At 69.9% G+C, this 12,342-nt stretch carries 11 protein-coding genes and 1 tRNA gene; 4 read left to right on the top strand and 8 right to left on the bottom strand.

Features of this window, described 5'->3' with window-relative positions; genetic code table 11:
- Nucleotides 1-579: 579 nt before the first annotated feature.
- The gene (locus ABD466_RS06600; protein ID WP_344656046.1) at nucleotides 580-906 is read right to left on the bottom strand and encodes a hypothetical protein; all 327 of its coding nucleotides are present in this window, start codon (nucleotides 904-906) and stop codon (nucleotides 580-582) included.
- Between the two features lie 178 nt (nucleotides 907-1,084).
- On the opposite strand from ABD466_RS06600, the gene ABD466_RS06605 reads away from it, so the two are divergent.
- On the top strand, nucleotides 1,085-1,879 hold the full coding sequence (locus tag ABD466_RS06605) for a hypothetical protein (RefSeq protein WP_344656047.1): 795 nt from the start codon (nucleotides 1,085-1,087) through the stop codon (nucleotides 1,877-1,879).
- Here the strand turns inward: ABD466_RS06605 and ABD466_RS06610 are convergent.
- Together ABD466_RS06610 and ABD466_RS06615 are read right to left on the bottom strand one after the other, a co-directional pair.
- Nucleotides 1,849-2,541, bottom strand: coding sequence for a PAS domain-containing protein (locus ABD466_RS06610; RefSeq protein WP_344656048.1), 693 nt, complete (start codon nucleotides 2,539-2,541; stop codon nucleotides 1,849-1,851). The genes ABD466_RS06605 and ABD466_RS06610 overlap by 31 nt on opposite strands.
- A 241-nt stretch (nucleotides 2,542-2,782) precedes the next feature.
- A complete protein-coding gene (locus ABD466_RS06615; protein ID WP_344656049.1) occupies nucleotides 2,783-3,631 on the bottom strand; it encodes a helix-turn-helix transcriptional regulator in 849 nt (282 codons plus the stop codon).
- Nucleotides 3,632-3,766: 135 nt separating this feature from the next.
- On the opposite strand from ABD466_RS06615, the gene ABD466_RS06620 reads away from it, so the two are divergent.
- A complete protein-coding gene (locus tag ABD466_RS06620) occupies nucleotides 3,767-5,227 on the top strand; it encodes an MFS transporter (RefSeq protein ID WP_344656050.1) in 1,461 nt (486 codons plus the stop codon).
- On the opposite strand, the gene ABD466_RS44385 is transcribed toward ABD466_RS06620, so the two are convergent.
- The 3 genes from ABD466_RS44385 to ABD466_RS06630 form a co-directional block, all read right to left on the bottom strand.
- A complete protein-coding gene (locus ABD466_RS44385; protein ID WP_425558558.1) occupies nucleotides 5,196-5,408 on the bottom strand; it encodes a TetR family transcriptional regulator C-terminal domain-containing protein in 213 nt (70 codons plus the stop codon). The genes ABD466_RS06620 and ABD466_RS44385 overlap by 32 nt on opposite strands.
- Before the next feature lie 666 nt (nucleotides 5,409-6,074).
- Nucleotides 6,075-7,889: a right-handed parallel beta-helix repeat-containing protein gene (locus ABD466_RS06625; protein WP_344656051.1), complete on the bottom strand. Its 1,815-nt coding sequence runs from the start codon at nucleotides 7,887-7,889 to the stop codon at nucleotides 6,075-6,077.
- A gap of 166 nt (nucleotides 7,890-8,055) precedes the next feature.
- Nucleotides 8,056-9,627: an MFS transporter gene (locus ABD466_RS06630; protein WP_344656052.1), complete on the bottom strand. Its 1,572-nt coding sequence runs from the start codon at nucleotides 9,625-9,627 to the stop codon at nucleotides 8,056-8,058.
- An 11-nt stretch (nucleotides 9,628-9,638) separates the two neighbouring features.
- Here ABD466_RS06630 and ABD466_RS06635 point away from each other — a divergent pair, with 11 nt between their 5' ends.
- Complete coding sequence (locus tag ABD466_RS06635; protein WP_344656053.1) at nucleotides 9,639-10,526, top strand: LysR family transcriptional regulator; 888 nt, start codon at nucleotides 9,639-9,641, stop codon at nucleotides 10,524-10,526.
- 148 nt (nucleotides 10,527-10,674) lie between these two features.
- Here the strand turns inward: ABD466_RS06635 and ABD466_RS06640 are convergent.
- Both ABD466_RS06640 and ABD466_RS06645 read right to left on the bottom strand, forming a co-directional pair.
- Nucleotides 10,675-10,748 (bottom strand) — tRNA-Pro (locus ABD466_RS06640).
- A 69-nt stretch (nucleotides 10,749-10,817) separates the two neighbouring features.
- Entirely contained in the window at nucleotides 10,818-11,771 is a 954-nt protein-coding gene (locus ABD466_RS06645) for a metallophosphoesterase (RefSeq protein ID WP_344656054.1), read from the bottom strand.
- 87 nt (nucleotides 11,772-11,858) lie between these two features.
- Here ABD466_RS06645 and ABD466_RS06650 point away from each other — a divergent pair, with 87 nt between their 5' ends.
- The gene (locus ABD466_RS06650) at nucleotides 11,859-12,311 is read left to right on the top strand and encodes a GatB/YqeY domain-containing protein (RefSeq protein ID WP_344656055.1); all 453 of its coding nucleotides are present in this window, start codon (nucleotides 11,859-11,861) and stop codon (nucleotides 12,309-12,311) included.
- Nucleotides 12,312-12,342: the final 31 nt, after the last annotated feature.

Raw genomic sequence — 12,342 nt, forward strand, 5'->3', positions numbered from 1 at the left:
CACCCCCCAGTACGGCACGATCAGGCCGCAAACACCGAGCGTCTCCTCGGATCAGCCCCCGAAGGAGCCGAGCTGGGCGAACACCGCCGTGGTCGCGATGCAATGCATTGCCACCGGCGGCTCGCTCGTCGCGTCCGAGGCCCGCCCTGCTCTGCTCCGACGCGCGGCCTCCGGACCCTGACGTCGTCGGCGCGGAGCGGCGCGAGGAGTGGTTCCGGCGGATGGCGGGGACGCCGCTCTGATCGGCCCGCGGGCGCATGCATATCCGCATCAGGCGGCCCCCGGACCCGCGATGGATTTCGTCGGCGAATGTTTGAAATGGTTTGCCCGATTTCTCCGGAAAAACGCGGACCGAGATGAAGAACTGCCCGCGCTGCGCGCCTGGGTCGTCGAGCCGATCTGGGCCGAAGAACGAGGAGCGGCATGCTTGTCGGCTTATCAGGCGCCATCCGCATCTCCACTGGCCGACGACCGGCTCGCTGTCGGCCACCGGCGACGAGGCCGTCCAGCGGCCCCGCCAGGACAGCCGTGGCGCACCCGTCAGGTGCGCCACGGCCGGGCTACTTCACCACCCGTGGCCTACTGGGCCGCGTAGCCGGTCGTGAACGGGCCGTCCAGCACGAACTCGAACACGCCGTCCTGGTACTCCGCCTGCCAGGTGCAGCTGGCCATCCACGCCTCCGAGACGCGGACGCCGTTCACCGTCGCCTGGAACATCAGCAGGTACCCGCCGCGGCGGCCGCCGCCCACCTGGACGTTCTGGTAGCCGTTGGGCAGCCGGCAGGCCACCACGTGGCCGTCGGTGAAACCGCTGGGCCCGCTCGCGAGTTCCTCGAGGTCGGACCGATCGGTGATGTCGTAGACCGTGATGTTGTAGATCCGGTCGTCGTCCCAAATCCCCGCCATGGTGTGAACCATCCTTTCCGAGGGTTTCCTATGTGGTCGGACGATCCGGCCGGTCTTCGTCCGCTGACACCTCCAGTAGGCGGAAGACGGGGCGGATCCGAGGATGGCTGGTTCAAACCGGGCAAATACTCACTAAACGACCACTCCAGGTAGTCGGCCGCGATGTGATCCTGCTGCTGTGAAGGCACGCAGCCGGGCGGGTCCGGACCCGGTGAACCCGTTCGCTCCGGACTGGACGGAGACCGGGCTGCGTCCATTGGCCGACCGCGCGCACAGCGGCGAATCCCCTGCGCGACTCGGCGATGAGCTGCTCACGCAGCTGTGGCCATGGGCGGTCCGAACGGCCGAGCAGATGGCACGACGACTGCCACCCGGAGCCGACAGGGACGCCTTGCGCGGCGAAGTCCTGCTGGAGGTCTTCCAAGCCACGCGCCGCATCGACTGGGACCGTTACCGGACGTGGCCCGCGCTGCTCCGGAGCCGGCTCCGCAACGCGTGGTCCGCCGCAGCCCGTGCCGAGGACCCGCTCAGTCGTGGACAGCGTGGCGCGCGCCGGGCATTCCTCGCGGCGGAAGAGGAACTGACACACCGCCTCCGCCGCACACCGACACCTGCCGAACGCCTCAGTCTCGCCATCGCACTCAGCCCGCATGCCCAGGCCGCGCCTGTTCTCCTCGGCACGTCCGCGACCGCACGAGACCCCGAGACGCTCCTCGGATCCGCGAGTGTCGTCGACGACGATCCGGCCGTCCACTTCGAGCGCCGAGCGGCCCGGCAGGCCGTCCGCGCCTGGATCGACCAGGACCTGCCGCCACGACTGGCCGCGGAACTCAAGACGGTGCTCGCCCACGACGCGGGCGACCGGATCAGCCGCGAACTGCTGCGGCAGCTGAAGCCCTTCCTGGACCCGCTTCGCCGACGCCTGGCCCAGGACAGTGGCGCTCACGCGTCCTCTGACGGCGCCTCCACATAAGCGGAATCGACCCGCGGCGGCCACACCGCACCGACAAGAACGCCGAGCGCATAGGCCCGCGCCACCAGACCGCACCGGCTCTGCACCCGGAACTTCCGCCGTAGTCGGCCCAGGTAGTAGTCGACGCCCGTCCGGCTCAGATAGAGCCGAGCCCCCAAGGCTGCGTTGTCCAAGCCCTCCGCCACACCTTCCAGGGCTCGAGCCTCAGGCCCGGACAAGCGAATCCCGCTCGGCACCTGAAGAAGCTCCGCGACATCCCCCGACGCCCCGTGCTCACCGTCCACTCCCCTCACCGGATTGAGTGAACAGAGCACCTGTCCCGGCCGCCTGTCACCGGTGCGCACCGCCCACGCGACCACATCCACGCAGACGAGCCGCTGGTCCGTCCGCACCACGAGCACCCGCCCCCGGCACCGGCTCCGCCGCCCGGCCAGCAACTCCCGCCACTGCTCGGCCAACGCCAGTCCCGCCCCCGGCGCGACCACGCACCGACCGCTCAACCCGCGCAGCTCCGGAAGCCCGCGTCCGAGCAGCCGTCCCAGCGCCGCATTCCCGTCGACGATCCGCCCGCGCGGATCGACCCGGGCCATCGGCAACCACGCCTGGTGGAAGAGCGCCTCGCACCAGGACCCCTCCGCGCCCGCCCTCCGGTCGTCCCCCATGTAAACAGTTTGACCTCGTCCGGCCTGTCGGAAACGAAGGCGTCGGGGTGACAGTGGCGTTCGTTCGACCCGGCGGCCGTCCTCGCCCACAGCAGCAGAGCCCGAGATAATCCCGCCAGCGGCCGCCGGCATCGGCGATTCCCCCGGCAAGAGAGTGAAAGTCATATTCATTCGGAGGGCATCGAGGCGTCTCGCGGTTCGGTTGATCGGCCGCTCTCGTGCGTTCGCCGATGCGGGGTGGTCAGCGCGCGAGGAGGGTGAGTGCGTCGGCGGTGTGGCTACCGGGGGCGGCGGTGTGCAGGACGAGGCGTTGTCCGTCGGCGTCGGGGAAGTGCACGGCTTCGTAGTCGAGGTCGAGGTCGCCGACCTCGGGGTGGTGGAGGTGCTTGGTTCCGCTCGAACACAGCCGCACACTGTGCTTGGCCCACAGACTCGCGAAGGTGCTGCTCCTCACGGACAGCTCCCCGATCAGTTCGGCCAGGGCACGGTCGTCGGGATCGCGACCGGCTACGAAACGCAGGGAGGCGACGAGCAACGCGGCCTCGTCGTCCCAATCCCGGTAGAGCTCGCGGGTGTGCGCGTCGAGGAACAGCATGCGGACCAGGTTCGGGCGCCGCTCCGTGTCCTGCGGCGCGTCGAGAGGCAGATGCCCGGCGAACAGCGCGTGGGCGAGCGGATTCCAGGCCAACACGTCGTTGCGGCGACCGAGCAATATAGCCGAGACGCCGGTCATCGCTTCCACGAGTCGCAGGCCGCCGGGGGTCGGGTGCTCCGGGCGGGGCTGACGCCGTCTGGGAGCGGGACGGGGACGCGCAAGCGCGAACAAGTGCGTGCGCTCGTCGTCGTGGAGCTGGAGGGCGCGGGCCAGTGCGTCGATGATCGAGTCTGAAGCGCCGGTCGACTGCCCTTGTTCCAGACGGGTGTAGTAGGCCACGGAGACTCCGGCGAGCTGTGCCAGTTCCTCGCGGCGCAGCCCGGGAACGCGGCGCATCCCATAGCTGTCGATCCCCGCCTGCTCGGGAGTCAGGGCGTCGCGGCGGGAGCGCAGGAAATCCCCCAGCTCGCGGGTCGTCATCGCGGTACCGGACATGAGTTCGATTGTGGCGCAGAACAGCGGGTCGTGCCTGACCCTGCCATTGGTAGGAACGACTGGGGCCTGGCTGTCAATACGAGGCGTCGACATCTTGGACTCCCGAAAGATGGTCCCCATCATCGAAGGAATCCGATGCCTGCTGATGTGATATCCACCGCCTCCGGGCCCGCTTTGCGGCCCACCCGGCTTGAAGGCCGCGAGCGAGCGGCGCTCGTCGTCCTGCTGACCGCGAGTTTCACTCTGGCCGTGGACTTCTCGATCCTGAACGTCGCGCTGCCGAAGATCGGCCGCGACGTCGGGATCGGCACCGACCGGCTGCAATGGATCGCCACCTTGTACGCGCTGTGCGCCGCCGGCTTCACGCTCCTGTTCGGGCGGGTGTCCGATCTCATCGGCCGTAAACGGCTTTTCCTGATCGGCATGACTCTCCTCGGCGTCTCATCGCTGTGCGGCGGACTCGCCGTCGATCCGCTCATGCTGTTCGCCGCCCGGGTCGCGCAGGGCACCGCGACGGCGATGGTCACCCCGGCGGCGTTGTCGTTGCTGACGACGAGCTTCCCGGAGGGACCGGCCCGTGACCGCGCGCTGGGGCTGAACGGGGCGCTGATGGCCGCCGGGTTCACGACCGGAGCGGTCCTCGGCGGCGTCCTGACCGACGTCGTGAGTTGGCGGTGGGCGTTCTTCATCAACGTCGCCGTCGCCGCCTCGGTGCTGTCGGTGGCCCCGGCGGTGCTCGGCGAGAGCCGCGCCGACCACCGCCCGAAGCTCGACCTCCCCGGGGCCCTGACCGCCACGCTCGGGCTGGTCGGGATCGTGTACGGCGCGACCGCTGCCGGTCAGCATGGGTGGAGCAGTCCGGCCGTGTGGTACAGCTTCGCCGTCGCGGCCGCCGCGCTGGCCGCCTTCTGGGGCCTGGAGCGGAAGACGTCCCAGCCGCTGGTGTCCTTGGAGGTGCTCCGCCGACGGAACGTCGCATGGGGGAACATCGCCGGGCTGGTGGCGTTCGCCACCGAGACGTCCCTGGTGTTCCCGCTGACCTTGTACCTCCAGGATGTTCTCGGCCTTTCCCCGGCGGCGGCCGGTCTGTCGTTCGGGGTGCTCGGCGTCGGCACGGTACTCGGCGGGCTGCTCGCCGCCAGGTTCATCGCCCGCACCGACGCCAAGAAGGCGATCGTCGCCGGATTCGTCGTCCAGGCCGCCACGACGATCCCACTGGCGTTCCTCGGCAACGACAAGTCCTGGATCGTCCCGCTGCTGCTCCTCACATTCCTCGGCGGAGTCGCGAACCTCGTGGCGATCGTCGGCTATGTGGTCACCGCCACCTCTGGCCTCCCGAACCACCAGCAGGGCCTGGCGACAGGTCTGGTCACGATGAGCCAGCAGGTCGGAATCGCACTCGGCACCCCGGTGTTGTCAGCGATCATCGTCAGCCAGGCCTCTGACGGACTGCTGCCCGGCATCCAGGCCTCGATCCTCACCGACGGAGCACTGTGCCTCGCCGCCTCCGGACTGATCGCCGCAGTTCTCAGACTGCCCAAGCCCGGTATCGCGGCACAGACGCTCAGCGGGACTGAAGGTGGCACCGGCTCGTGACGCCCCCATGATGTCCCTCAGAAGTCTGGAGGGGGTCAGGCTGCTTCCTTGAGACAACGGCCCGCAGATGCGCGGTCAGCACCTCGTGTGCTGCCAGCGGGCTCAGTCGCGGCGGTCGCGCCAGCAACTGCACCACCATGCCGTCCAGCAACGCGTGCAGCCGCGCCGTCTCGGTCTCCACCGAGCGCAGGGGGCCCGGGCCGGCGCCGCGATCTCGCCAACCGTCACTCTCCCATCCCAACCGAACCGCTGACGGGCATCACAGCGCCCATAGCCCAAAATAAGCGCCCCCGCGTATAGCCCGGTCTCAAACCTGCCGCCCTCGCGTGTCACCGAGTCCTTGATTCTGAGCCTCGACGAGGCCACGGGCCGGGTGATCGGCCACCTCATCCACGCTCTTCGCCGATCTTGCGCACGCGTTCAAGGTGCTCGTTGTGCAGCCGGGTGCTGCCGCTCAGGTAGTCGATGATGACCGCGAGTTCGCTCGCTGTGTACGTCGATGGTCGCGCAGTGCTTCCCCGTCGCCCACGCCCTGATCGGCCCCGACGGCGGCTGGTGGTGGACGTCTGCGAGCATCTATGGGTACATCAGCTCGGACTGCTCCGGCGGACCTGTCTGGAGCGACTGGGAGAACATCGCTTACAGCCAGCAGAACCGACTGGTGGTGGGTCGGCATCGGCGGCTGAGCGGCCAAGCTGAGTGCGGTCGGCGTAATACACACCCACGGCACTGCGGGGAAGCATGCCTCGTCGGCGAACCGTGCGGGTGCCCTGCCAGGGCCCGAGGTCCAGGTGCAGGTCCTCCTGCCCGAGACGAACCTTGCGGCGGTGCGGAAGGCAAGCGGCTGTCACGCGGGTTCGACGATCATCCAGGCCACCGTCGAGGTGTCGCCGGCCTGCCCCTGCACCGAGAACGAGGAGCCGGGTACTCGACCGCTGACGTAGACGGGACCGACTGTGCCCGCGGCCTGCTGGACGGTCAGGAAGATCCGGCTGTTCGCCGTGACCTCTGTCGTCGGGACGGTGACCGCGGTGGCGCCTTTGAGCGTGAGCACGCCCATCTTGGCGTTCGCGCCTTCCTTGATCTTCAGGCCCTTGCCGGCCAGTCCGACGACGAGGTCGGAATCGGTGCTGCCGATCTGCGCGGGCCCCAGCCGCCCCCAGCTGGTGTCCTGGCCGCCGGTACCGGGACCGAGGCTGAGCTGGCCGGCCGCCGAGAGGATCACCCTGCTGGACGAGTCGCCGGCCACGCGCGCCTTGATGAGCGCGTCCGCACCGGACAAGCCGGACGTGAGCAGCACGAGGGGCTGGTTGACGTTGGAGTTGCCGGCCGCGTTGGCGACCACGAGGCCGGTCTGGTCGGCGTCGGCCAGCGGGATGGTGACGGTCGGACCGCCGGATGTGCCCCAGCTGTTCGCGAGCGCGAGCGTCGGGCCGGTGACCGGACCAGTCGCCTCGCCGACGTTGGGACCGCGGCGCAGATAGGTGTTGGATCCGCCGTCATGCCAGCCGGCGACGGTGCCCCAGTAGAAGCCCCCGTCGACCGCGACATAGGTGGACCCGGTGACGCTGATGCCGTACTGGGGACTTTGCACCCCGGTACCGTCGTCGTCGGCATGCACGGCGGTGATGCAGTTGGCGACCAGGATCGGGGAGGAGCTTCCGGTGACCGCCAGTCCGGCGTAGGCCCCGCCCGCTCCGTTGTTGCGACCGTCCCGGTTGAACATACAGCCGGTCAGGACGATCGGGCCGACGCCGCCGGAGTCCTCGATGAGCATTCCGTGGTAGCCGTTGCGGTCCGTGGAACAAGCGGTGAACGTGCAGCTCGAGACGCCGCCGGAATGCACCTCGAAACCGTGCCTCCCGGACCACTCCGCGCGACAGTTCGTGAAGTGGCCGTTACCGTCGTCGGCGATGTACCAGCCGGATCCCGAAGAGCCGATCGCTTCGCAGTCCACGAACGTCGAGTCGGTGATCTCGGCGACGTTGAACCCGTAGGGTCCCCGGGCGCCGTTGACCGTCACGCGCGTCATCCGCCAGCTGTAGGGGTTGCGTCCATTGCGGATCGCTCCGCACACGCCGCGCGCACTGGGGTCGAGGATCGCGACGTTGTCGACACTCACCCCGTGCACCAGGCCCACGGCCTGGATGCCGTTGACCGGGTTGCTGGTGGGTAGGTGCGAGCAGTCGAGGGTCAGGTCTATGATCCGCTGCTCGTTGGACACCACGGAGTAGCCGCCCGACGTCTGGTCGAGCAGCAGGACGACGGCTGAGTATGTGGTGGCCGGATCAGTGGCGGAGGCGGCGACCGCCAGGCCGGCGAACCCGGCTGAGGGCTTGATCGCGCAGCCGATCGTGTCGAGGTGGGCGCCGTGCGAACCCCGCAACGTCACCGACGGCGGGATGACGATGGGTGCGGAAGTCGCGTACGTCCCGGCCGGCAGGTAACAGACACCGCCGACCGGCGTCGCCGCCAGTGCCGCGTTGATGGCCGAAGTGGAATCGGCGGCACCGGTGGGGTCGGCTCCGTAGGAAGTCGCCAGCACCCAGTCGACACCCACGGTGGCGGCAGCCGCGACGCCGACCCCGGTCGCCGTCGATGCCACGGTGGTCAGGCCGCCGACCACGGCGGCGGACCGCAGGAGGCTGCGTCGGGACGTCATAAGTGATCTGACTCCTGTCCGTGGGGGTTCGGAGGAGAAGCTATGGCCGCACGGGACGCGGGGGCAAACAGGATTCGCGACACCGGCTCCGGAAGCTGCCGATGGCCGGTCTGAGCGCGGTCTGGTCCCGGCGACGGCCCGCCGCTTGGCGGCGGGCCTGGGCCCGCTACTGATGCCTCGACCTGCCGCTGGCAGGTCGAGGCCGTCGCGTCGGCAGCAGCAAGGTGGTGATGGCGGCCGCGAGCAAGACCAATCCGCTGGTGAGTAGGGCGATGCGGAAGCCGGTGAGGTAGTCCTGGTGGGCGTACACGATCGCGCCCAGCACCGCCACGCCGAAGACCTGGCCCTGTTGGCGTAGCGCGTTGTGGACCGCCGAAGCCATGCCGGCGCGGCCGTCGGGGACGGCTTGCACGGCGATCTGGGTCATCGGTGTCAGGGCCAGTCCGACGCCGGCGCCGAGGGCTACGAAACGGGCGATGATCAGGACCATGCCGCTGTGCGCGCCGATCGGGGTCAGCGACAGGAAGGCCGCAGCGGCCAGCAGCAGGCCGCCGGTCAACGGCGGGAGCGGTCCGAAGCGGTGGGTGAGGCGGCCGCTGATCGGGGCGGCGACGGCGAAGGCCGCGCCGATGGCCGCGACGCTGAGGCCGGCGGCGATCGGACCCTGGTGACGGACGTGCTGGAAGTAGATGCTGAAGTAGACGATCGCGCCGACGAAGGCGAAGAACACGGCCAGTCCGGCCAGGTTGGCGGCGAGGAAGTCGCGGCGGAGGAACAGGTTCAGGTCGACAAGGGGCTCGCGGTGACGGCGCTCACGGCGGACGAACAAGCCGACCGCGAGGACCGTGATCGAAGTACTGACGAAGAACACCGCCGAACCCCAGCCCGCGGACTGGCCGACGACGGTCGCGTAGGTGGAGGCGGCCAGGCCGGCGGTGATCAGTACGGCGCCGGGGATATCGAGATCGGCCAGCAGGCCGGTGCGGCGGGCGTCGCCGTCACGCTCACCGGACTGGCGGCCGGTGCCGGGCACGTCGGGCACGGCGTACCAAGCGGTCGTCGCGAGCACGGCGGCCAGCGGCACATTGATCCAGAACACCGTGCGCCATCCCCACTGGGCGACGATCACGCCGCCCAGCGCCGGCCCCACGGCCATGGCCAGGCCCGACGCGGTCGACCACAGACCGATGGCATGGGCCCGACGGCGCTCGTCGTGGAAGAGGCTCCGGACGATGGTCAGGCTGCCCGGCACCAGAAGCGCCGGCCCGACGCCCTGGAGCGCACGGCCCGCCAGGAGCACCGGCAGGTTCGAGGCGAGCGCGCATGTCAACGCGCCGGCCCCGAAGATCAGGACGCCGGCCAGGTAGGTGCGTTTGCGCCCGAGCCGGTCGCCGAGCGTGCCGCCGGGGACGAGGAGGGCCGCGTAGACCAGGACATACGCGTCGACGACCCACTGCAGCCCGGTGGGCGAGGCGGACAAGCGGGTGCCGATCTGCGGGAGCGCGACACTGACCACGGTCGTGGACATAACCGCGGCGAAGAGGCCGCCGGCGACGGCGCCCAGGGCACACCAGGCGCGAGGGGATTCTTTCGTGGTGGTGGGTGCTGTCGTCGGTGCGGTGCGCATCGCCTGTCGATGCGGGTTCATCGCTCTTGTTGCGTTCGCTGAGGTTGCCATGCATTCAGCGTGCGTCCACCGACACTGATACATCCAATGAATACTTCTTGCATGTGCCATACAGTGAACTTATGGATGCTCATGCGCTGGAGTGCTTCGTCACGATCGTCGACCAGGGCACGTTCACCAAAGCCGCCGATGCCCTGCACCTGACCCAGCCGGCGGTCAGCGCACAGATCCGCCGCCTGGAACACGTCGTCGGCCATCGTCTCCTCGACCGTTCCGTGCACGGCGCGGTCCCCAGCGCCGCTGGCCGCGAGTTGCTCCCGGCCGCCCGGGAGGTCCTTGCCGCCCTGGAGCGAGCCCGCCACGCCCTGGACGCCTTCGGCCTCGAACTCACCGGCACGCTGCGGCTCGGGAGCATCCCCTCGGTGACGACCCTCGACCTGCCCCGCGCCCTGGCCGCCTTGACCGCCGAACATCCGAAGTTGGCGATGCGGCTGACCGAAGGTTCCATCGCGGATCTGACCCGGCAGGTGGCTGTCGGCACCCTCGACGCTGCGATCATCGCCTTGCCGGCGGACCCGCCGACCGGCGTCCGCTTCACAACGCTGACCCGCAGCCGCCTCCACATCCACCTGCCCCTGCACCACAGGTTCGCCGGCACACGGGCCCTGAGTCTGCGCCGTCTGGCCGGGCTGGACTTCGCCACCCTGCCGCCGGGCACCGCGACCCGCACCGCACTGGACCTCGCCTTCACAACACTGCACCTTGAGCCACGCATCGTTTTCGAGGCCAGCGACCCCGCCCGCGTGCTGGCCTTCACCCAGGCCGCCGGACACCCGGCGGTGGTCCCGGGCATCGCGACCGCGCCCGGTCTCAGCGCCGTGCAGTTAACCCAGCCGACCATCGAATCCGGCATCGCGCTGGCGACGCGCGACAGCGCAGCCGAGCGCCCGGCGGTCGATGCGTTCGCACGGCAGCTGATGACCGCGGCCACACCGGCGTGGCTCACCTGAGCAGGCGCCGCGCGCTCCACTCGTCCGGCGGGCGCGACTCGCTGACCTACTGGGAAGTACTGCCGGTAGGGCGCTTACCCGCAATCTGAAACAGGTCAGGGGCCCGATTCTCTTTCGAGAAACGAGCCCCTGACCTGTTGTTAAGGCGTCGGGGTGACAGGATTTGAACCTGCGGCCTCTACGTCCCGAACGTAGCGCGCTACCAAGCTGCGCCACACCCCGGTGCTGCCCGCACAGTCTACCCAAATCCGCCCCGGATATGAAAACGACTTATCCCAGCAGGTCAGAGCCTCATGAGCGGGGCGTCAGGGTGAGCAGGGTGGCTTCCGGGGGGCAGCAGAAACGCACCTGGGCGAAGCGGCTCGTGCCGCAGCCGGCCGAGACGTGGAGGTGGGATTCGGCGTAGGTGGACAGGCCGGAGGCGCGGCGGCGGTCGAGGTCGCAGTTGGTGACCAGGGCGCCGAACAGGGGGAGGCGGAGCTGGCCGCCGTGGGTGTGGCCGGCCAGGATCAGCGGGAGGCCGTCGGCCGACATCGCGTCCAGGACGCGGCGGTAGGGGGCGTGGACCACGCCGAGGGTGAGGTCGGTGTCGGGGAGGGTGCGGGCCGCGCCGGGGGCGCCGGCGGCGGGGGCCGGGGCCTCGACCAGGTCGGCGGCGGCCGCGGCGTAGTCGTCGCGGCGGATGTGCGGGTCGTCCACGCCGACCAGGCCGATCGTCGGGCCGGAGGCGCCGGGGAGGGTGAGGCGGTCGGAGCGGTTGGTGAGGTCCAGCCAGCCGGCCTTGAGGAAGCCGTCGCGCAGCTTCCGCCAGTCGTTCATCGGGCCCTGGCCGCGGGTGCGCTTGCTCGGGTCGCCGCCGCGCAGGTACTTCGTCGGGTTCAGCGGCTTGGCCGCCAGGTAGTCGTTGGAGCCCATGACGAACACGCCCGGCAGCTCCATCAGCGGCTCCAGCGCGTCCAGCACCGAGCCGATGCCGTCCGGGTGCGACAGGTTGTCGCCGGTGTTGACGACGAAGTCCGGCTCCAGCGCGGCCAGCGAGCGCAGCCAGCGCACCTTGCGGTACTGCTCGGGGATCATGTGGATGTCCGACACCTGCAGGATGCGCAGCGGCCGGACCCCGCGGGGCAGCACCGGCACCTCGTAACGGCGCAGGCGGAACATGTTGGGCTCGACCTTGTGGGCGTAGGCGAGTCCCGCCGCGGCGGCGCCGGCGAGGGTCAGGGGGAGGGTCACGAGCTTGCGCATGTCCTCCATTATCGGCACCGCGGGAAATGACGCGGCCGGACCGGGGGAGTTGGTGACAGACTGGGGTGCAGATGAGAAGGGATGATCATGACCGAGCTGAAGGAAAAGCTCCGCACCGACCTCACCGCCGCCATGAAGGGCCGCGACGAGCTGGTGACCGCCACCCTGCGGATGGCCCTGACCGCCATCGGCAACGAAGAGGTGGCCGGCAAGGAGGCGCGTGAGCTGTCCGACGCCGAGGTCGTCCAGGTGCTCACGCGCGAGGCCAAGAAGCGCCGCGAGGCGGCCGAGGCGTTCGCCGACGGCGGCCGTCCGGAGCAGGCCGAGCGGGAGAAGGCCGAGGGCGAGGTGCTGGCCCGCTACCTGCCCGCCCAGCTCAGCGACGAGGAGCTGAACGCGCTGGTCGCCCAGGCCATCGCCGAGACCGGGGCCGAGGGCCCCAAGGGCATGGGCCTGGTCATGAAGGCGCTGAACCCGAAGATCGCCGGGCGCGCCGAGGGCGGCCGGGTCGCCGCCGCGGTGAAGGCCGCACTGGCCTGAGCACCGCGTTCCCCCGGGGACGCCCCACGCA

It is taken from the genome of Catenulispora subtropica (genome assembly GCF_039531675.1).
Taxonomy (GTDB): Bacteria; Actinomycetota; Actinomycetes; order Streptomycetales; family Catenulisporaceae; genus Catenulispora; species Catenulispora subtropica.

Coding starts and splice junctions, on each gene's coding strand:
- ABD466_RS06600 (WP_344656046.1), bottom strand. CDS start 906: ATGGCGGGGATTTGGGACGACGACCGGATCTACAACATCACGGTCTAC.
- ABD466_RS06610 (WP_344656048.1), bottom strand. CDS start 2,541: ATGGGGGACGACCGGAGGGCGGGCGCGGAGGGGTCCTGGTGCGAGGCG.
- ABD466_RS06615 (WP_344656049.1), bottom strand. CDS start 3,631: ATGTCCGGTACCGCGATGACGACCCGCGAGCTGGGGGATTTCCTGCGC.
- ABD466_RS06620 (WP_344656050.1), top strand. CDS start 3,767: ATGCCTGCTGATGTGATATCCACCGCCTCCGGGCCCGCTTTGCGGCCC.
- ABD466_RS06625 (WP_344656051.1), bottom strand. CDS start 7,889: ATGACGTCCCGACGCAGCCTCCTGCGGTCCGCCGCCGTGGTCGGCGGC.
- ABD466_RS06630 (WP_344656052.1), bottom strand. CDS start 9,627: ATGGCACATGCAAGAAGTATTCATTGGATGTATCAGTGTCGGTGGACG.
- ABD466_RS06635 (WP_344656053.1), top strand. CDS start 9,639: ATGGATGCTCATGCGCTGGAGTGCTTCGTCACGATCGTCGACCAGGGC.
- ABD466_RS06645 (WP_344656054.1), bottom strand. CDS start 11,771: ATGCGCAAGCTCGTGACCCTCCCCCTGACCCTCGCCGGCGCCGCCGCG.
- ABD466_RS06650 (WP_344656055.1), top strand. CDS start 11,859: ATGACCGAGCTGAAGGAAAAGCTCCGCACCGACCTCACCGCCGCCATG.